Annotated in this window: 20 protein-coding genes; 7 read left to right on the top strand and 13 right to left on the bottom strand. The window is 70.4% G+C overall.

All coding sequences use genetic code 11. The annotated features are described in order from the left end of the window. Positions 1 to 30 precede the first annotated feature (30 nt). The 3 genes from valS to ACQP2F_RS42375 form a co-directional block, all read right to left on the bottom strand. Positions 31 to 2577: a valine--tRNA ligase gene (gene valS, locus ACQP2F_RS42385; protein ID WP_433298034.1), complete on the bottom strand. Its 2547-nt coding sequence runs from the start codon at positions 2575 to 2577 to the stop codon at positions 31 to 33. Positions 2578 to 2629: 52 nt separating this feature from the next. Beyond that, complete coding sequence (locus tag ACQP2F_RS42380) at positions 2630 to 3127, bottom strand: methylated-DNA--[protein]-cysteine S-methyltransferase (protein WP_433307841.1); 498 nt, start codon at positions 3125 to 3127, stop codon at positions 2630 to 2632. 86 nt (positions 3128 to 3213) lie between these two features. Beyond that, complete coding sequence (locus ACQP2F_RS42375; RefSeq protein WP_433298031.1) at positions 3214 to 4638, bottom strand: DNA-3-methyladenine glycosylase 2 family protein; 1425 nt, start codon at positions 4636 to 4638, stop codon at positions 3214 to 3216. Between the two features lie 100 nt (positions 4639 to 4738). Between ACQP2F_RS42375 and ychF the strand changes: the two genes are divergently transcribed. After that, positions 4739 to 5818 (top strand): redox-regulated ATPase YchF, encoded by a 1080-nt coding sequence (gene ychF, locus ACQP2F_RS42370; protein WP_433298028.1) that lies wholly within the window; start codon positions 4739 to 4741, stop codon positions 5816 to 5818. A 59-nt stretch (positions 5819 to 5877) separates the two neighbouring features. On the opposite strand, the gene ACQP2F_RS42365 is transcribed toward ychF, so the two are convergent. The 3 genes from ACQP2F_RS42365 to ACQP2F_RS42355 all read right to left on the bottom strand — a co-directional run bounded on the left by ACQP2F_RS42365 (position 5878) and on the right by ACQP2F_RS42355 (position 7918). Further along, the gene (locus ACQP2F_RS42365) at positions 5878 to 6381 is read right to left on the bottom strand and encodes a helix-turn-helix domain-containing protein (protein ID WP_433298025.1); all 504 of its coding nucleotides are present in this window, start codon (positions 6379 to 6381) and stop codon (positions 5878 to 5880) included. Then, positions 6378 to 6542 (bottom strand): hypothetical protein, encoded by a 165-nt coding sequence (locus ACQP2F_RS42360; RefSeq protein WP_433298023.1) that lies wholly within the window; start codon positions 6540 to 6542, stop codon positions 6378 to 6380. Before ACQP2F_RS42360 ends, ACQP2F_RS42365 begins: the two co-directional genes overlap by 4 nt. A 911-nt stretch (positions 6543 to 7453) precedes the next feature. Continuing rightward, positions 7454 to 7918: a GNAT family N-acetyltransferase gene (locus ACQP2F_RS42355; RefSeq protein ID WP_433298021.1), complete on the bottom strand. Its 465-nt coding sequence runs from the start codon at positions 7916 to 7918 to the stop codon at positions 7454 to 7456. 355 nt (positions 7919 to 8273) lie between these two features. On the opposite strand from ACQP2F_RS42355, the gene ACQP2F_RS42350 reads away from it, so the two are divergent. Continuing rightward, the gene (locus ACQP2F_RS42350; RefSeq protein WP_433298018.1) at positions 8274 to 8885 is read left to right on the top strand and encodes a TetR/AcrR family transcriptional regulator; all 612 of its coding nucleotides are present in this window, start codon (positions 8274 to 8276) and stop codon (positions 8883 to 8885) included. A 34-nt stretch (positions 8886 to 8919) separates the two neighbouring features. Here ACQP2F_RS42350 and ACQP2F_RS42345 read toward each other — a convergent pair whose 3' ends face one another. The 3 genes from ACQP2F_RS42345 to ACQP2F_RS42335 all read right to left on the bottom strand — a co-directional run bounded on the left by ACQP2F_RS42345 (position 8920) and on the right by ACQP2F_RS42335 (position 10275). Further along, positions 8920 to 9411 (bottom strand): SRPBCC family protein, encoded by a 492-nt coding sequence (locus ACQP2F_RS42345; RefSeq protein ID WP_433298015.1) that lies wholly within the window; start codon positions 9409 to 9411, stop codon positions 8920 to 8922. After that, positions 9398 to 9745, bottom strand: coding sequence for an ArsR/SmtB family transcription factor (locus ACQP2F_RS42340; protein WP_433298011.1), 348 nt, complete (start codon positions 9743 to 9745; stop codon positions 9398 to 9400). Before ACQP2F_RS42340 ends, ACQP2F_RS42345 begins: the two co-directional genes overlap by 14 nt. A 68-nt stretch (positions 9746 to 9813) precedes the next feature. Continuing rightward, positions 9814 to 10275, bottom strand: a complete 462-nt coding sequence (locus ACQP2F_RS42335) for a MarR family winged helix-turn-helix transcriptional regulator (RefSeq protein ID WP_433298008.1) — start codon at positions 10273 to 10275, stop codon at positions 9814 to 9816. Between the two features lie 62 nt (positions 10276 to 10337). Between ACQP2F_RS42335 and ACQP2F_RS42330 the strand changes: the two genes are divergently transcribed. From ACQP2F_RS42330 to ACQP2F_RS42315, 4 genes are all read left to right on the top strand, one after another. Beyond that, the gene (locus tag ACQP2F_RS42330; RefSeq protein WP_433298005.1) at positions 10338 to 10901 is read left to right on the top strand and encodes an NADPH-dependent FMN reductase; all 564 of its coding nucleotides are present in this window, start codon (positions 10338 to 10340) and stop codon (positions 10899 to 10901) included. Positions 10902 to 11006: 105 nt separating this feature from the next. Beyond that, a complete protein-coding gene (locus ACQP2F_RS42325) occupies positions 11007 to 11951 on the top strand; it encodes a G5 domain-containing protein (protein WP_433298002.1) in 945 nt (314 codons plus the stop codon). 25 nt (positions 11952 to 11976) lie between these two features. Further along, positions 11977 to 12816 carry a nucleotidyltransferase domain-containing protein gene (locus ACQP2F_RS42320; RefSeq protein ID WP_433297999.1) on the top strand — a complete coding sequence of 280 codons (840 nt, stop codon included), beginning with the start codon at positions 11977 to 11979 and terminating at the stop codon, positions 12814 to 12816. Further along, positions 12813 to 13556, top strand: coding sequence for a Type 1 glutamine amidotransferase-like domain-containing protein (locus ACQP2F_RS42315; protein WP_433297996.1), 744 nt, complete (start codon positions 12813 to 12815; stop codon positions 13554 to 13556). Before ACQP2F_RS42320 ends, ACQP2F_RS42315 begins: the two co-directional genes overlap by 4 nt. On the opposite strand, the gene ACQP2F_RS42310 is transcribed toward ACQP2F_RS42315, so the two are convergent. Both ACQP2F_RS42310 and ACQP2F_RS42305 read right to left on the bottom strand, forming a co-directional pair. Further along, entirely contained in the window at positions 13544 to 13906 is a 363-nt protein-coding gene (locus ACQP2F_RS42310) for a PH domain-containing protein (RefSeq protein WP_433297994.1), read from the bottom strand. The genes ACQP2F_RS42315 and ACQP2F_RS42310 overlap by 13 nt on opposite strands. 23 nt (positions 13907 to 13929) lie before the next feature. Next, a complete protein-coding gene (locus tag ACQP2F_RS42305; protein WP_433297992.1) occupies positions 13930 to 14253 on the bottom strand; it encodes a 4a-hydroxytetrahydrobiopterin dehydratase in 324 nt (107 codons plus the stop codon). 182 nt (positions 14254 to 14435) lie between these two features. Here ACQP2F_RS42305 and ACQP2F_RS42300 point away from each other — a divergent pair, with 182 nt between their 5' ends. After that, on the top strand, positions 14436 to 14861 hold the full coding sequence (locus tag ACQP2F_RS42300) for a (deoxy)nucleoside triphosphate pyrophosphohydrolase (protein ID WP_433297990.1): 426 nt from the start codon (positions 14436 to 14438) through the stop codon (positions 14859 to 14861). Here ACQP2F_RS42300 and ACQP2F_RS42295 read toward each other — a convergent pair. Further along, complete coding sequence (locus tag ACQP2F_RS42295) at positions 14847 to 16382, bottom strand: long-chain-fatty-acid--CoA ligase (protein WP_433297988.1); 1536 nt, start codon at positions 16380 to 16382, stop codon at positions 14847 to 14849. The genes ACQP2F_RS42300 and ACQP2F_RS42295 overlap by 15 nt on opposite strands. After that, positions 16379 to 17551 (bottom strand): acyl-CoA dehydrogenase family protein, encoded by a 1173-nt coding sequence (locus ACQP2F_RS42290; RefSeq protein ID WP_433297985.1) that lies wholly within the window; start codon positions 17549 to 17551, stop codon positions 16379 to 16381. The genes ACQP2F_RS42295 and ACQP2F_RS42290 overlap by 4 nt, the downstream gene beginning before the upstream one ends. Positions 17552 to 17606 lie beyond the last annotated feature (55 nt).

The raw sequence follows: 17606 nt of genomic DNA, 5'->3' as shown, positions 1-17606 counted from the left end.
GACCGGCGTTTGCCGGTCCCGGCCCAGCAATCAGAACGCGCAGGCGATGACCAGCTCGGGCGTCCGGTCGGGCAGCCGGTCGAGCTTGGCGATCCGGCCGGCCGCCTTCAGGTCGCCCTCGATCAGCGCCAGGCGGTCGAGCAGCGCCGCCGGACCGAGTGCCTCGGCCAGCGGCACGTCGGCCTTCATCGACAGCTTCCGGTCGGACTTGGCCCGGCGCACCTGGCGCAGCGCTTCGCCGGCCAGGTCGAGCAGGCCGGCGTCGCCGTCCTCGCCGGCGACCCGGGTCAGCTCGTACTTCGTGGGCCAGGTCGAGCGGTGGACCGAGCCGTACCGCCACCACGACCAGACTTCCTCGGTCACGTACGGCAGGAACGGCGCGAACAGCCGCAACAGCACCGACAGCCCGGCCGCCAGCGCCGCTCGCGCCGAGTCGGCCGGCGGGCCCTCGGCGTACGCCCTCTCCTTGACCAGCTCGATGTAGTCGTCGCAGAAGGTCCAGAAGAACTGCTCGGTGACCTGCAGCGCGTCGGTGTGGTCATACCGGTCGAAGGCCTCGGTCGCGGCGCTGACCACGGTCGCTAGCCGGCTCAGCATCGCCCGGTCGAGCGGTTCGGTCACCGGCTGTCGCAGCGCCTCGGCCGCGCCCAGCCCGAGCGCGAACCTCGACGCGTTGAGCAGCTTCGTCGCCAGCCGCCGGCCGACCTTGATCTGGGCCGGGTCGAAGGCGAGGTCGGCGCCGGGGCGGCCGTTCGCCGCCCAGTACCGCACCGCGTCCGAGCCGTTCTGCACCAGCAGGTCCAGCGGCGTGACGACGTTGCCCTTGGACTTCGACATCTTCTTGCGCTCGGGGTCGAGGATCCAGCCGGAGAGGACCGCGTTGCGCCAGGGCAGCACGCCGTTCTCGAGTTCGGCCCGCAGGACCGTGGTGAACAGCCAGGTCCGGATGATCTCGTGCGCCTGCGGCCGGTGATCCATCGGGAAGACCCGGCGGAAGAGGTCCTCGTCGTCGAGCCAGCCGCCGACGATCTGCGGTGTGAGCGACGACGTGGCCCACGTGTCCATGACGTCGGGGTCGGCCGTGAAGCCGCCCGGGACGTCGCGCTGGGACTCGTCGAAGCCCGGGGGACACTCCGAGGAAGGGTCAACCGGCAGTGATGATTCGTCCGGTATGAGAAGCTGGGCGTAGTCCGGTTCGCCAGCGTCGTCGAGCCGGTACCAAACCGGGATGGGCACGCCGAAGAACCGCTGCCGGCTGATCAGCCAGTCCCCGGTCAGCCCGTTCACCCAGTGCTCGTAGCGGTGCCGCATGTGCTCCGGGAACCACCTCAGCTCCCGGCCGCGGGCCAGCAGCCGATCGCGCAGCTCGGGCTCGCGGCCGCCGTTGGTGATGAACCATTGCCGGCTCGTGACGATCTCGAGCGGCGAGTCGCCCCGCTCGTAGAACTTCACCGGGTGCGTGATCGGTGTGGGCTCGCCGACCAGGTCGTCCGCCTCGCGCAGCAGCCGGACGATCTCACGCCGGGCCGCGTTGACGGTCAGGCCCGCGAACGGCTCGTACGCCGCCGCCGGGACGTCCACCGGCCGGTCCGGCAGGAAGCGCCCGTCGCGGCCGAGAACGACCCGCGTCTCCAGCTGGAGATCACGCCACCAGGTGACGTCGGTCAGATCGCCGAACGTGCAGACCATGACGATGCCGGTGCCCTTGTCCGGCGCCGCCAGCGGGTGCTCGTGGACCGGCACCTCGACGCCGAAGAACGGCGTGCGGACCGTGCGGCCGACCAGGTGCCGGTAGCGCTCGTCGCCCGGGTGGAAGACCAGCGCGACACAGGCCGGGAGCAGCTCCGGCCGGGTGGTGTCGATCTCGACCGGCCCGTCCGGGCCATGAAAGCGGATCCGGTGGTACGCGCCGGGCCGCTCCCGATCCTCCAACTCGGCCTGGGCGACGGCCGTGCGGAAGCCGACGTCCCACAGCGTCGGCGCCTCCGCCGTGTACGCCTCACCGCGCGCCACGTTGTCGAGGAACGCCCGCTGCGAGACGGCCCGGGCCCGCTCGCCGATCGTCGTGTAGGTCAGTCCCCAGTCGACGGACAGCCCCAGCTTGCGCCACAGCTCCTCGAACGCCTTCTCGTCCTCGACGGTCAGCCGCTCGCACAGCTCGACGAAGTTGCGCCGGGAGATCGAGACGGCCTGCTTCGGCGCCGTGGCCGGCGGCTGCCACTCGGGGTCGTAGGGAAGCGCCGGGTCGCACCGGACGCCGTAGACGTTCTGCACCCGCCGCTCGGTCGGCAGCCCGTTGTCGTCCCAGCCCATCGGATAGAAGACGGTCTTGCCGCGCATCCGCTGGAACCGCGCGACCGTGTCGGTGTGCGTGTACGAGAAGACGTGCCCCATGTGCAGCTCGCCCGATACGGTCGGCGGAGGGGTGTCGATCGCGTATACATCCGCCCGCTCCTTGGAACGGCTGAACGTATACGTGCCCTCCTCCTGCCAGCGGCGCGCCCACTTGTCCTCGAGCCCGTCCAGCGACGGTCGCTCGGGAAGACCGGCGCGCGCGGTCAAACCCGTATCAGTCATGCGTAGAATGCTACGGCTGTCGACAAATGCCGTCCCCCGATTTCGCCCGCCCTCAGGCCGCCGCCTCGAAGTCGAGCAACCAGCGTTTCACCGGCAGGCCCCAGCGGTAGCCGCCGAGGGAGCCGTCGAGCCGCAGCACTCGGTGGCATGGGGTGAACAGGGCGACCGGGTTGCGGGCGCAGGCCGAGGCGGCGCCGCGGATGGCGGCGGGGCGGCCGGCCAGCTCGGCGAACTGGGTGTAGGTCACCGGGTGGCCGGGCTTGATCTCGCGCATCACCCGCCACGCGTGGGCCATGAACTCGCCGCCCGTGCGCTGCTCGACCACCACCCGGTCGAGCGCGCCGCGGTCGCCGTCGAGATAGGAGCGGACGTGGCCGGTGACCGGGCCGATGTCGTCGGCGGGCGCGGCCGGCTCGAGCAGGCCCCGATGGATCAGCGGCAGCAGCTCGCCCACGTCGTCGGTGAAGCCGGCGGCGCGCACCGCGCCGGTGTCGCCGACCACGATGGTCAGCGGGCCGGTCGGCGTATCCATGGTCTGGTACTTCAACATCTCGTCCTCCAGGTGGTTCGGGGACACAGCTTGGCCTCTCGTGGCCGGCCGCGCGCGACTTTCTTCGTGCCTGTGGATAACTGCGCTCAGGACGCACGCCACAGGCGGATCAGGGCGTACGAGCGCCACGGCCGCCAGCGTGCGGCGTGCTTCTCCAGGGCCTTGGGCGTCGAGGGCAGGCCCAGGGCCGCGGCGCCGCGACGCACCGCGAGGTCGGTCGGCAGGAACACGTCCGGGTCACCGATCGCCCGCATCGCCACATATCCGGCGGTCCAGGCGCCGACCCCGGGCACCTCCATCAGCCGCGCCACCGACTCCTCGCGGTCGGCGCCGGGCTCCAGGTCGATCTTGCCGGCGGCCACCGCCGCGGCCAGCTGACGGATCGTCTCCCGGCGGGCGACGGGCATGCCGAACGCCACGTCGGGCAGATCGGCGATCGCCTGCGCGGACGGGAACCCGGCCAGGTCGGGGCCGTCGAATCCGCCGGCCGCGCGGCTCATCCGGGTCAGCGTCGTGCGCGCGCCGGACACACTCACCTGCTGCCCGACGATCGCTCGCACGGCCATCTCGAATCCGTCGACCGCGCGCGGTACGCGTACGCCCGGCTCGGTTTTGATCTGCTCGCTCAGCGCGGGATCGGCACCCAGCGTGGCGTCCACGGCGTCCGGATCGGCGTCGAGGTCGAAGAGCCGCCGGCAGCGGGCGACGGCCGGCGCGAGGTCGCGCACATCGCTCAGGCGCAGCGTCGCGGACACCCAGCGATCGGCCGGGGTGAGTGCGACGGTCGCGCTTCCGTGCGGCAGGACCAGACCGCGGCGGTACGTGTCACCCGACCGTTCCTCCACACCCGGAAGTGCCCGCCGTTCGAGGAAGTCGAGCAGTGCCGGGACGTGCAACGGCGATCGGTACGCGAGCCGGAGGTTGATCGTGCCCGGTTCGGCGTTCCTGATCGGGCGGTGTTCGCGAAGCTGGCTCGGCGTCTGCGCGTACACCTCCTGCATGGTGTCGTTGAACTGCCGCACGCTGCCGAAACCGGACGCGAAGGCGATCTCCGCGAGCCCCAGTCCGGTGGTCTCGGTGAGGATGCGCGCGGTCTGCGCCCGTTGCGCCCGGGCCAGTGCGAGAGGCCCGGCACCGAGCTCGGCCGTGAGCATCCGGTTGAGGTGGCGCTCGGTGTAGCCGAGGCGACTGGCCAGGCCGGGCACGCCCTCGCGGTCGACCACGCCGTCGCCGATCAGCCGCATCGCCCGGCCGACGAGATCGGCGCGCACGTCCCACTCGGGGGAGCCGGGCGCCGCGTCCGGCCGGCAGCGCTTGCAGGCGCGGAACCCGGCGCGCTGGGCGGCGGCCGCGCTCGGGAAGAACGTGACGTTCTCCCGCTTCGGAGTCATCGCCGGGCAGGACGGGCGGCAGTAGATGCCGGTGCTGGTCACGGCGGTGTAGAACCAGCCGTCGAACCGCTGGTCCCGGCTGTCCACGGCCCGGTAGCACCGTTCGAAGTCCAGTTCCATGCCCTCGAGTGTGCTGGGTTTCCCCGGAAAAAGCTGGCGGGATTCGGACATGACCGTCAGCTCGGTGATCACCTTCGGAGGCTGCGTAGACTGGGCTTCCGTGAGCCTCACCATCGGAATCGTCGGCCTGCCCAACGTCGGCAAGAGCACCCTGTTCAACGCCCTGACCAAGAACGACGTGCTCGCGGCGAACTACCCGTTCGCGACGATCGAGCCGAACGTCGGCGTCGTCGGGCTGCCGGACGAGCGCCTGGAGAAGCTCGCGGAGCTGTTCAGCAGCGAGAAGGTGATCCCGGCGCCGGTGAGCTTCGTCGACATCGCCGGCCTGGTGCGTGGCGCGTCCAAGGGGCAGGGCCGCGGCAACGCGTTCCTCGCGAACATCCGCGACGCCTCGGCGATCTGCCAGGTCGTGCGCGCGTTCTCGGACCCGAACGTGCTGCATGTCGACGGCAAGGTCTCGCCCGCCGACGACATCGAGACGATCAACACCGAGCTGATCCTGGCCGACCTGCAGACGGTCGAGAAGGCGCTGCCCCGCCTGCAGAAGGAGGCCAAGCTCAAGAAGGACCGCGCGCCGGTGGTGGCCGCGGCCGAGGCCGCGTTCAAGGTGCTCAACGACGGCGTCACCCTCTACTCCGGCGGCAAGGACATCGACCTGGCCCTGCTGGGCGAGCTGCACCTGCTCACCACCAAGCCGTTCCTGTACGTGTTCAACGTCGACGAGGCCGAGCTGGGCAATGCCGCGTTCCTCGACGAGCTGCGCGCGCTCGTCGCTCCGGCCGAGGCCGTCTTCATGGACGCGAAGATCGAGTCGGAGCTGATCGACCTGCCGCCGCACGAGGCCATGGAGCTGCTGGAGTCGACCGGCCAGACCGAGCCCGGCCTCAACCAGCTGATCCGGGTCGGCTTCGACACGCTGGGCCTGCAGACGTACCTGACCGCGGGCCCGAAGGAGGCGCGCGCCTGGGTGATCCCGACCGGCGCGACGGCGCCCGAGGCGGCCGGCGTCATCCACAGCGACTTCCAGCGCGGCTTCATCAAGGCCGAGATCGTCAGCTACGACGACCTGATGGCCGCGGGCTCGATGGCGGCGGCGAAGGCGGCCGGCAAGGTCCGCATGGAGGGCAAGGACTACGTCATGCGCGACGGCGACGTCGTGGAGTTCCGCTTCAACGTCTGAACGCGCCAGGCGCCGGCCCCCTCTGGGGAAGAGGGCCGGCGCCTATTCGGGGGCGGGTGTCAAGCTGGGTTCTGCAGCAGGGCCGTCTGCTCGACCACCCAGTTTCCGCAGTGCGGGCACCGGTGGGCCGGCTCGGCCGCCGGGCTCGGCGCGATCTCCTGCACCCGGGTCGGTACGGCGCGGCGGCCGTGCATGTTGGCGGCGGTCCACAGCGTGTACCACTCCTGGACGACCGCGGGCGGGACCTGGAAGTGCTCGGCCAGCCGGCGGACCAGCACCCACGAGGGCATCGCCTTGCCGGTGAGCACCTTGGACAGCGTGGCCTTGCTGTAGTCAACCTGCTTGCCGAGGGCGCTCAGCGACGGCTTGCCGGCCTGGACGACGGCGTAGTTGAGCCGCTCGATCAGGTCGGCGTAGGCGGCCTCGGGGTTCATCAGCTTCGCCCGTAACCGGGTCATCTCGTGGTCGCGCTGGGGTAGCGCGGTCGGGCCGCTGGTGGCGTCGCGCGAGATCGGGCGGCGCCGCTGACCGAGCGCACCGCTCCACCGCGGTGCCGCCGTCATGCCGCACCGCCCGCGCGGCCACGACGGCTCCACAGCAGCGTGCCGCCGCCGATGACGAGGAGAAGGACGAGGGCGCCCCAGCCGGGGTGGTGGTAACGCACCGTCGCCGGCCGCGCGTCCCACCACTCCGGGGGAGTGGGTCGGTTGATGTCAGTGAACACGGACGATGGTTCCTTCCATCTGTAATTGGTCCTGGACCCCGAGAAAAAGATCTCTGGTGAAGAGCGGCGGGCCCCGGTGGTGATCAAGGCCGCGTCGCCGTGGATCCGATTCCAGCACGCAGAGTTGCCCCGATCAAGTGGTCGCGCGTGGTCCGATTTGGTGCGCGGCCCGGCAAAATGATCGCGAATCGATTTCACGATCATGGATTGTCGGCGTATTCCAGGAATTGCCGAAAAAGGGGCCGGCGAGAACTCGCCGACCCCTTGATCTCGACCGGGAAGACCGCCACCACAGCCGCTTTCCGGTCATTGCTGTCGCCGATGCGGGGTCCAGGACCAACCAGACTCCATCGGGCGGTACGCGATCGGTACCCTACCCGGGCCGTGGGCTCGTGACTAGGCCCGGTAAGGGTGGTGCGGGTGCCGCGCTACGTGAGCCTGTGCCCCGGTGGCTGAGATGTGCCACCCCGTGGCAACACGTCGAAACCGGGTGTGGCCGTTGGCAGGCGACGCGATCGGGTTCGCGGCTGCGGATGATCACCCTGGGATGCGCCGACGGGAAACGTCGCGAAACGATCGGTAACGCCGGGCGGGATCTTGTGCCACTCGTCCGGCGGGTGTGGCCGGCCGGTTTTCGGCGCGGGTGGGAGCGCCATTCCGGACGGTTTATCGATGCGCTTTGCGGGCGTTTTTCATGAATGGCATGACGATCTTCGTGCGGGGGCTGCCGGAAATGGGTCCTCGCCATTTCTCGACCGTCGTAATGACACGCAACCGCTTCGCCATTTACTATGCTGCAAGCCGCCAAAGCCGCGGTGCGGCATTCCGGCGAAATTTCGGAAATGTCGGTCGGCCTGCCTCACGGAGCGTGATGGCTGAGGATGTACGTCGTGAGGGCCCTCCCGCGGTTCCTATTGTTTCCCGACCAGCTCCCGCTCGTAGCAGACGGACAGATCGGAGCCCACGTAGACGCCGTAGAGCGGGATCTGCCGATAGCCCTCGCGCTCGTAGAAGCGGATCGCGTCCGGCTGGGCCGGGCCCGTCTCCAGGCGTAGCGTGGTCCAGCCTCGATCCCGGGCCTTCTCCTCGAGGGCGCGCAGCACCGCGGTCGCCACGCCGGAGCCGCGGCTGCCGGGCTCGACGTACATCCGCTTGACCTCGGCGCTCGTCGCGTCGAGCCGGCGGAGGGCGCCGCACCCGACCGGCCGGCCGTCGGCGTCGGCCGCGACCAGAAAGACATCGATGTCGGCGGCCGATGGCGCGGCACCGGGCTCGTGGTCGTCGCTGCCGTAGCGCGCGTCCAACTCGGCGCGCTGGGCCGTGCGCAGCGCCTGGCCGGCCGGGTCGTCCCAGTCGCGTTCCTCGATCGTCCACATGCCGCTCGCCCTTTCCGTCGCGCTCTCCGCCGCACCGCCGCTCTCCGCCGCCCGGCCGCTCCCGGCAGCTCTCCGCCGCACTGCAGCTCTCCGCCGCACTGCAGCTCTCCGCCGCACTGCAGCTCTCCGCCGCACTGCAGCTCTCCGCCGCGGCCCGCGCCGCTCTCCGCCGCGGCCCGCGCCGCTCTCCGCCGCGGCCCGCGCCGCCGCTCTCCGCGCCAGCACCCGGCAGTGCGCGGCCAGGAGCGGGCGCTCTCCGCCGCCGTCCGTGCCTCCGCTTCCGTCGTCGCCGAGCATGGCGGTAACGTAACAAGCGTTACGGTAACATCCGTTACGGAATCGCAGGGGGAGACGCGTGTCACGGACGGCGGACCGGCCGGCTCAAGCGGAAGCACTATCCCGGGCAGTCTGGGAAGTGCTGGCCGAGCAGGGCCTCGAACGACTGACGGTGCGGGCCGTCGCGGCCGCGGCCGGGTGCACCACCGGCCTGGTCATGCACCGGTTCCCCAACCGGCGGGCGTTGCTGCGGCACGCCCGCGAGCTGCTGCACGAGACGAGCCGTGGGCGGGTCGAGGCGCTGGAGGCGGCGGCCCGGTCGCCGCGGGAGGCGTTGCGAGCGGTGCTGCGGCAGGGCCTCGCGCTCGACGACGAGACGATCAGCGGAAGCGTGGTCTGGATCGGCTTCTTGGCCGCGGCGTTCGCCGACGAGGAGCTGATCGAGATTCACCGGCGCAACAACCGGCTCTGGCGCGAGCGCCTGGAACGACTGGTCGCGGCGGCGGCGCCGGAGTGGCCGGCCGGGCGGGTCTCCACTGTGGCGCTGGCGCTGAGCGCGATGGTGGAGGGGGCGGCGGCCTTCGCGGCGGCCGATCCCGCCGCCTACCCGGCCGCCGCGCAGGAACGGATGCTCGACGCCGCGCTGGAGTCCTACGGCCTGGCCGGCCGCAACAGCGACCGGCCGGCGTAGCGGCGCGTATGGGTGAGCAGAGCAAAGGGCGCGATCAGGCCAGCGAGACGGCGACCTGCTCGAGCGCGTCGTACGACTCCTGCATGCCGCCCTCCATGCCCGAGCCGATGACCGCGTCCCGGATTTCCTGGGAGTGGTACTCGCAGAGGGACTCGAGGTACGTCCGGCCGTCCTTCTCGGTCAGCGTCACGGTGACCACGCCCGCGGTGCCGTCGGGGTCGGGCACGCCCTCGAAGGCCTCGGTGTTGACCAGCCGCTCGGGCGGTGCGACCTCGCGGAACTCGCCGTGGAAGGCCACCTCGAAGCCGCCGTTGGCCACCATCACGTACCGCCAGAAACCGCCGACCCGCAGGTCGACCTCGACGCTCGTGACGTTGCCCTTGTTGCCGGCCCACCATCGCTTGATCAGCGCAGGCTCGGTGTAGGCGCGCCAGACCAGGTGCCGGGGCGCGTCGAACTCTCGGGTGATCAGGATCTGGGTGTCGGCCGGGAGTGTCACCTTGGCCGTGCCACTAGTCGTCGCCATGAGATTCCTCCTCTTTGAGCTCCGCCAGGACGGTGTCCATCAGGTCGAAACGGGCGGTCCACGCCTGCTCGTACTTCGTCAGCCAGTCGTGGATCGGGCGCAGCGGCTCCGCGTTCACCCGGTAGAGCCGCTGCCGGCCCTCGTCGCGGACGCGCACCAGGTCGACCTCGCGCAGCACGCGCAGATGCTTGGAGACCTGGGGCTGGGCCAGGCCGAGGAGCTCGACCAGGTCGTTGACCGGCCGTTCGCCCTGGGCCAGCAGGTCGAGAATCTGTCGCCGCCGTGGTTCGGCCACCGCGTTGAACGCGTCCGTCGTCGTTGCCGCTCGTGCCATGACCCAATCGTATACCCATAACGGAATACGTCAAGACGCAAGAGCGGGAGAGGGCGGTGCGGGCTGGATCAGGAGTCGGCGGCGGCGTTCAGCGCCCGGGCCAGCGCCGGCAGGTCGAGCTCGCCCAGGTGGTCGAAGATGTGCCGGCGGACGCTCTCCAGATGGGTCGGCCAGGCCTCTCGCAGGCGGGCCAGCCCGGTGTCGGTGAGCACGGCGTTCCAGCCGCGGGCGTCGGAGTCGCACTTGATGCGCTTGATGTAGCCGTGGCCCTCGAGCTTGGCGGCCAGCCGGGTCATGCCGCTCAGCGACATGTCGCAGGCCTGGGCCAGCTCGCTCATCCGCATCAGGCCGCCCTCCGACTCGGACAGGTGGCGCAGCACGCTGTACTCGCTGGCCGTCATGCGCTGCTCACGCTCGAGATCGGCGTTGAGGGCGCGGGGCAGCACCAGCATCAGGCGGCCCAGGGCGCGCATCACCGCCTCCTCCTCCGCGGTGAGCGGAGTGACCTCCTCAGGCGTTGTGGCGGACATGACATTGATCCTACGACGGTCCCGCCGCATTATTTGCTTGACGTAGCAAACAAAGGAGCACGATGACCAAGATCGGCATTATTCTCGGTAGCACCCGTCCCGGCCGTAACGGCGAGGCCGTCGCCAAGTGGGTGCTCGACGTCGCGTCCAAGCGCACCGACGCCGAGTTCGAGCTGGTCGACCTGCTCGACTACAACCTGCCGCACCTGGACGAGGCGGTTCCGCCGTCGCTGGGGCAGTACACCCAGCCGCACACGCTCGAGTGGGCCCAGAAGATCGGCTCGCTCGACGGCTTCATCTTCGTCACCCCCGAGTACAACCACTCCACCTCCGGCGCGCTGAAGAACGCGATCGACTTCCTGTTCGCCGAGTGGAACAACAAGGCCGCCGGCTTCGTCGGATACGGCTCGGTCGGTGGCGCGCGCGCCGTCGAGCACCTCCGGCTCATCGCCGGAGAGCTGATGATCGCCGACGTACGCGCCCAGGTCCTCCTCTCCTTGGCCCAGGACTTCGAGAACTACAGCGTCTTCCTGCCCAAGGAGCACCAGGAGCAGGCCCTGCACACCGTGATCGACCAGGTCGTCGCGTGGAGCAAGGCGCTGGAGACGGTTCGCAAGCCGGCCTGATCGGCTCGCCCGTGGGGCCCGGGTGCTTGCTTCCCGGGCCTCGCGCTGCACAATGCTCTGGTGCAAAACCAGACAACTAGTGACTCTTGGCAGCAACTGCTCGAAATGCCACGAAAGTCTTGGTGGGCCAGGCTGCCGTTCGGCGTGCGAATGGCCGTCGGCGCCAGCGCGGTGCTGGTGGTCGTGGCCGGCGGCGCCGTCGCGGTCGCCACGCTGACCGGGGGCGGCGAGCGGGCCGGCACCCGGATCGTGACCCAGGCCGGCGACGCCGAGGCCGCATTGCCCGAGGTCCCGGCGGACGGGGAACCGCACGCCGCCGCGCCGCTCCGGCGCGGAACGGCGGGACCGGCCCGGGCCGCCGGCGAGACGAACGCGAGCGGCCCGGCGAACGGAACCGGCCCGGCAAACGCGACGGGCCCGGCAGACGCGACCGGCTTGACGAATGGGAACGGCCCGAACGCGACCGGCCCGGCGAACGGGACCGGCGAAGGGAACGGGACCGGCGAAGCGAACGCGACCGGACCGGCGAGCGCCGGCAAGGTGGCCGAGCCGCCGCCGGTGAAGGCGGGCGATCCGGCCCGGCCCGGCTCCCCGGGCGAGACCACCCGCACCGAGACCGAGACGCGGGCGATCCCGTTCGAGACGCGCGTGGTGCGGGATCCCAAGCTGCCGCGGGGCGCCGAGAAGGAGAGGACGCCCGGCGTGCCCGGGGTGGAGACCCTGCGCTATCTGGTGACGCTGCGGGACGGCCGGCCGGTCGAGCGCAAGCTGATCGACGCGGTGGTCACCCAGCAGCCGCAGCACCGGGTCGTCGCCTACGGCACCCGCCGGGGCCTGGGGCACCGTGACCGGAACTGTGGCGAGGCGCTGAACTTCTGCGTTCCCCTCGGGCGCGGTGCGGTCTGCCCGGCCAACGACAAGGACAAGGCCAAGGACAAGGCCAAGGCCGAGGACGGGGGCGAGGACCGGGACGGCCGCGAGGAGGATGCCACCCTGCCCGATCTCGTGCTCGACGCCGACCTCGGCTATCTCGAAGGGGTGGCCTGCTGACCGGCCGCGGAGAAGACTGGGGCGCGTGACGGGGGCATTGACCGACGACCGCCTGGCCGAGCTCGCCGCCCGGATGACCGAGGTGCCCGGCGTGATCGGCGTGGTGCTGGGCGGCAGCCGGGCCCGCGGCGCGCACACCCCGGAGTCGGACACGGACGTCGGCCTCTACTACCGCGCCCCGCTCGACGTCGACCGGCTCGGCGCGCTGGCCAAGGCGATCGCCGGCCCGGCCGCCGTGGTCACCGCGCCCGGCGGCTGGGGACCGTGGGTCGACGGCGGCGGCTGGCTCAAGATCGACGGGCACGCGGTCGACTGGATCTACCGTGACCTCGGCCGGGTGCTGTCGGTCTGGGCCGACTGCGAGCGCGGGCGATATGCCTTCCATCAGCAGGCGGGCCATCCGCTGGGCTTTCCCGATTTCGCGTACGCGGGTGAGCTCGCGCTCGGCCGGGTGCTGGCCGATCCGACCGGGGAGTTGGGCGAGGTCCGCGACCGGATGCGGGCCTACCCACCGAAGCTGGCCGAGGCCCTGGTCGCGGGACTGTGGGAGGCCGACTTCCTGGTCGCGGTCGCCCGCAAGGCCGTCACCCGCGGCGACAGCGCGTACGTGGCCGGTTGTCTGTTCCGGCTGGTGGGGGTGTGCGCCCACGCGCTGCACGGCGCCGCCGGCCGCTGGCTGATCAACGAGAAGGGCGCGGTCGCCGCGGCCGCCGCCCTGCCCGGCGCGCCGGAGCGGTTCCGGCAGCGGGTGGACGAAGTCTTCGGCCAGGTCGACGGCGACCCGGTGCACCTGACCGCGGCGATCGACACGGCCGCCGATCTCGTGATCGACACCGCCGACGCGTGCGCCATGATGATGCGGTGACCGCCGACGAGCCGACCATCCTCGCCACGAGCGCCGGGTTCCGGCGTGGGCCCCGCGGGCCGTACGACGTCCACGTCGGTCCGATGCTCCGCTTCGCCGCCGAGCTGGCGGGTTCGCCCGAGCGCCCGCGGTTCTGCGTGCTGGCCCAGGCGACCGGCGACCCGCAGACGCTGATCGGCGCCTGCTACTCGGCGCTGGCCGAGGCCGACTTCCGTGCGTCGCACCTGCAGTTGTTCCCGATGCCCAACGTGGACGACATCCGGGGACATCTGCTGAGGCAGGACGTCATCTGGGTCGAGGGCGGGAGCGTGGCCAACCTCTGCGCGGTCTGGCGGGCGCACGGGCTCGACGCGATCCTGCACGAGGCGTGGCAGTCGGGGGTGGTGCTGGCCGGGATCTCGGCCGGGTCGATCTGCTGGCACCAGGGCGGCAGCACCGACTCGTACGGGACCGAGTTGCGCGGTTTCACCGATGGGCTGGGCTGGCTGCCGTACAGCAACGGAGTGCACTACGACGGTGAGGCGCAGCGCCGGCCCAAGATGCACGAGCTGATCGCCGACGGCACCCTCGGCGACGGCTACGCGACCGACGACGGCGCCGGCCTGCTCTACCGCGGCACCGAGCTGGCCGAGGTGGTGGCCGACCGGGACGGGCCGGGAGGCTACGAGCTGAAGCGGGCAGCGGACGGCACGGTGACCGAGACGCCGCTGCCCACCCGGGTTCTGGACTACGAGGAGTAGTGCAGGATCACGTTGTGCACGTGCTGGGTCTTCTCCACGCCGCGGAACTCGACCTCGTGCTGATGCGTGCCGACGGTGATGACGATGGTGCCCGAGGAGAAGAAGTCGCCGGCCCAGCTCTTGTTGCTGACGACGCTGACCGAGCTGACCTTCGAGTACGGGATGCTCGTGATCGCGACGCGCTTACCGACGAAGGACTTGTCCTGGATGATGATGCGCCGGTTGGTCAGCCCGATGAAGCCGGTGCCGGCGCCGACCGCGTCGTAGACCGCGATGATCTGTTCGCCCTCGAGCAGGCCGCTCTGAATCTGCTGGAGCTGGCCCTTGTTGTCGTAGATGACGTCGCTCATGGGCGCAGCCTAGCGAGCCGCCTCTATGGCGTCGTCTGCGTCGCCCCGACCACGGTCCGGTAGAAGTCCTCGATCCGCGCGGCCAGGGTGACCTCACCGTCGGTGATGGCGTCGCCGTCCCGGGCGCCCAGGCAGATCTGAGTGTGACCGTCGAGCCGCCGGATACTGGGCCTTATGCGCAGTGTGTCCGCCGCCACCTTGATTCGTTCCGTCAATGCGGCATGCTGACTCTCGTCGCATGCCAGCTCGCGCTTGAGCTGAACGCCGTCCCGCGTCCAGCCGCTCAGCTGAGCAAGTGCGTCCGTCAGATAGTCGGAGCCGTTCCCCCGCCGTCTTCTGGCCCGCATCGCCGCACCCCCTAGGCGTCGTTGCCGGCTTGTGGCCAAACTGTCGCCGTGTCGTCATGGTCGGTGCCCACAGTCTTGCCTTCCGGGACAAGCATGTCCACGCCCACATATACGTGTTTGCGTGACGATCGGGACGGCTCGGGCAACCTGAACGGTGACTTTTTGTGGAAAGCTCAATTCCCATGCCGGGGGAACAGCACGTCAGCGCCGTGAAATCACGGCGAGTAATCGTCGGAGCCGCCATCATCACCGACGGTCGCGTGCTTGCCTGCGAGCGCTCGGCGCCGCCCGAGGTGGCCGGCCGCTGGGAGTTCCCGGGCGGCAAGGTCGAGCCGGGCGAGACCGACGAGGAGGCGCTCGCCCGCGAGTGCGTGGAGGAGCTCGGCGTACGCGTCGAGGTCGGCGCCCGGGTCGGCCCCGATGTCCCGCTCGCGCACGGCCGGGCCGTGCTCCGGGTCTTCGCCGTGCGGCTGCTGGACGGCGACACGCCCGAGGCGCTGGAGCACACCGCCATGCGCTGGCTGTCCGCGGACGAGCTGGACAGTGTGCGCTGGCTGCCCGCGGACAAGCCGATCGTCGCCGCCCTGCCTCCACTACTGCGGGGTTGAGTACGTCTTCCGCAGCTCCCGCTTGAGCACCTTCATGCTCGGCCCCAGCGGCAGCGACTCCGCGAAGCGCACCTGGCGGGGGTACTTGTGCTTGCCGAGCTTCTCCCGTGACCACTCGATGAGCTCCTCGGCGGTGACCCCGCCGGGGTCGGCCACGACCACCGCGCAGATCTCCTCGCCGAGGACCGCGTCCGGCACGCCGATGACCGCCACCTGCTGGACGGCCGGATGCCGGGCCAGCGCCTCCTCGACCTCCCGCGGGTAGACGTTGAAGCCGCCGCGGATCACCAGGTCCTTCTTGCGGTCGACGATCGTGATGAAGCCTTCGTCGTCCTTGGTGCCGAGGTCGCCGGTGCGGAACCAGCCGTCGACCACCGCCTGCGCGGTCGCCTCGGGGTTGTTGAGGTAGGCCGAGAAGACGTTGTGCCCCCGGATCACGATCTCGCCGAGCTCGCCGTTCTCCAGGAACTCGATCCGCTCGTCGATCTCGGGCCGGGCGATCTCGACCTCGACGCCCCAGATCGGGTGCCCGACCGTGCCCGCCTTCACCCCGAACGCGGGCTGGTTGGTGGTCGCGGTCGGCGACGTCTCGGAGAGGCCGTAGCCCTCGAAGACGGTCGCGTGGAACGTCTCGCTGAACTTCTCCAGCACCGCCACCGGCAGCGACGCGCCGCCCGAGACGCAGAGCCGCAGCTCGGGCAGCCGGTCGGCCTTCGGCGCGGCCTCGAGCAACCCGATGTACATGGTCGGCACGCCGTGGAAGATGGTCACGTTCTCCTTGACCATCAGGTCGATCGCCGCCTCGCCGGTGAACCGGGCCAGCAGCACGATGGTGCCGCCGAGCCGGAAAGTGCCGTTCATCCCGACCGTCTGCCCGAACGTGTGGAACAGCGGCAGGCAGCCCATGACCACGTCGTCGTCGCGCAGATCGTGGATGTCGAAGACGTTGACCATCGTGTTCATCACGAGGTTGAGGTGGGTGAGCAGGGCGCCCTTCGGCTTCCCGGTGGTGCCGCTGGTGTAGAAGACCACCGCCACGTCCTCGGCCTCGCGAGAGACGTACGTGCGCAGCGGCGGCACGGCCGACGCCGCGTCCTCGAGCCGGCGGACGCCCTCGACGGCAGGGCCGACCGAGACGACGGGAACACTGGCGATCTTCGAGGCCTCGACCGCGTTGGCGAGCTGGCTGGAGTGCGCGACCAGCAGCTTCGCCCCGCTGTCGGAGAGCACGTAGGCGTTCTCGGACGGGGTCAGCAGCAGGTGCATGGGGACGATCGTGGCGCCGACCGCCAGGACGGCGTAGTAGACGCGGGGGAAGTCGGCCAGGTTGGGGATCTGGATGGCGACCGTGTCGCCGGGACCGATGCCGAGCTCGCGCAGGCCGGCCGCGTACGCCAAGGTCTGCTTCCAGAGGTCGCGGTAGGTGATCCGCTCGGTGGTCGCGCTGTCGATCACCGCCAGCTTGTCGGGATATTTCCGGGCCGCCTCGGCCAGGACGGTGGCCAGCGACAACTGCGTCATGCCAGGTGCCCTCCGATCTTGGTGTACCCCCGCAGCAGGTCGCGGGAGATGATCAGACGCTGCATCTCGTCGGTGCCCTCGTAGATGCGCATCAGGCGAACCTGGCGGTACCAGCGCTCGATCGGCAGCTCACGGGTGTAGCCCATGCCGCCGTGGATCTGCATGACCCGGTCCACGACCCGGTTGACCATGCCCGCGCCGTACAGCTTCGCCATTGACGAAGAGTGCCTTGGGTCCCCGCCTTGGTCAACGGTCCAGGCGGCACGGAGGATCAGCCAGCGGGCCGCCTCGATCTCGACCTCGGAATCGGCGATCATCCATTGGATCGCCTGGTTCGTGCCGATCTTGGCGCCGAACGTCTCGCGGGTGTTCGCGTACTCGATCGCCATGCCCAGCGCCCGCTCGGCGATGCCCAGGGCGTTGGAGGGGATGAGGTAGCGGCCCTTGCCGATCCACTTCATGCCGAGCTCGAAGCCCTGACCGATCTCGCCGAGGATGTTGCGGTGCGGCACGCGTACGTCGTCGAAGATGAGCGACGCCGGACCGCCCTCGCCCATGGTCTGGATGAACTCGGAGCGCCAGCCCATCGACCGGTCGACCAGGAAGGCGGTGGCGCCGCCGGCGCTGGCCCGCTTCGACGGGTCGGTCACCGCCACCACGATCGCGAAGTCGGCGTCGTTCCCGTTCGTGATGAAGGTCTTCTCGCCGTTGAGCACCCAGTCGTCGCCGTCGCGCACGGCCCGCAGCTTGATGTTCGCGGCGTCCGAGCCGGCGCCCGGCTCGGTGATCGCGAAGCAGGAGATGCGGTCGCCCTCGATCGTCGGCAGCAGGAACTCCTCCCGCTGGGACGCGTTCGCGAAATAGAGGATGTTGTCGGCCTCGCCGCCGAACTTGAACTGCACGAAGGTGCGGCCCACCTCGGTCCAGATCAGCGACTGGAGGACGGCCGGCAGGTTCATCCCGCCGTACTCCTCCGGCGTGGACAGGCCCCAGAAGCCGAACTTCTTGGCCTTCTGCTGAAGCTCGCGAAGCTCGCTGAGCTCGAGGCCGGGCTGGTGGCGGCGCTCGCGGAGCAGCGCCTCCTGCTCCAGCGGCATGACCTCTTTGGTGATGAACTGACGAGCGGTGTCGCGAATCGCACGTTCCTCGTCGGTGAGCGAGAAGTCCATGTCCCTTAAACTAGCGGTGTAAGTTTTTGCGCGTCCAGTGCTGAATCCTGGGAGA

Origin of the sequence: Actinoplanes sp. CA-030573 (assembly GCF_050951115.1) — a bacterium.
In the GTDB taxonomy this organism is placed as follows: Bacteria; Actinomycetota; Actinomycetes; order Mycobacteriales; family Micromonosporaceae; genus Actinoplanes.
This window is presented reverse-complemented; position numbering and strand designations above follow the sequence as displayed.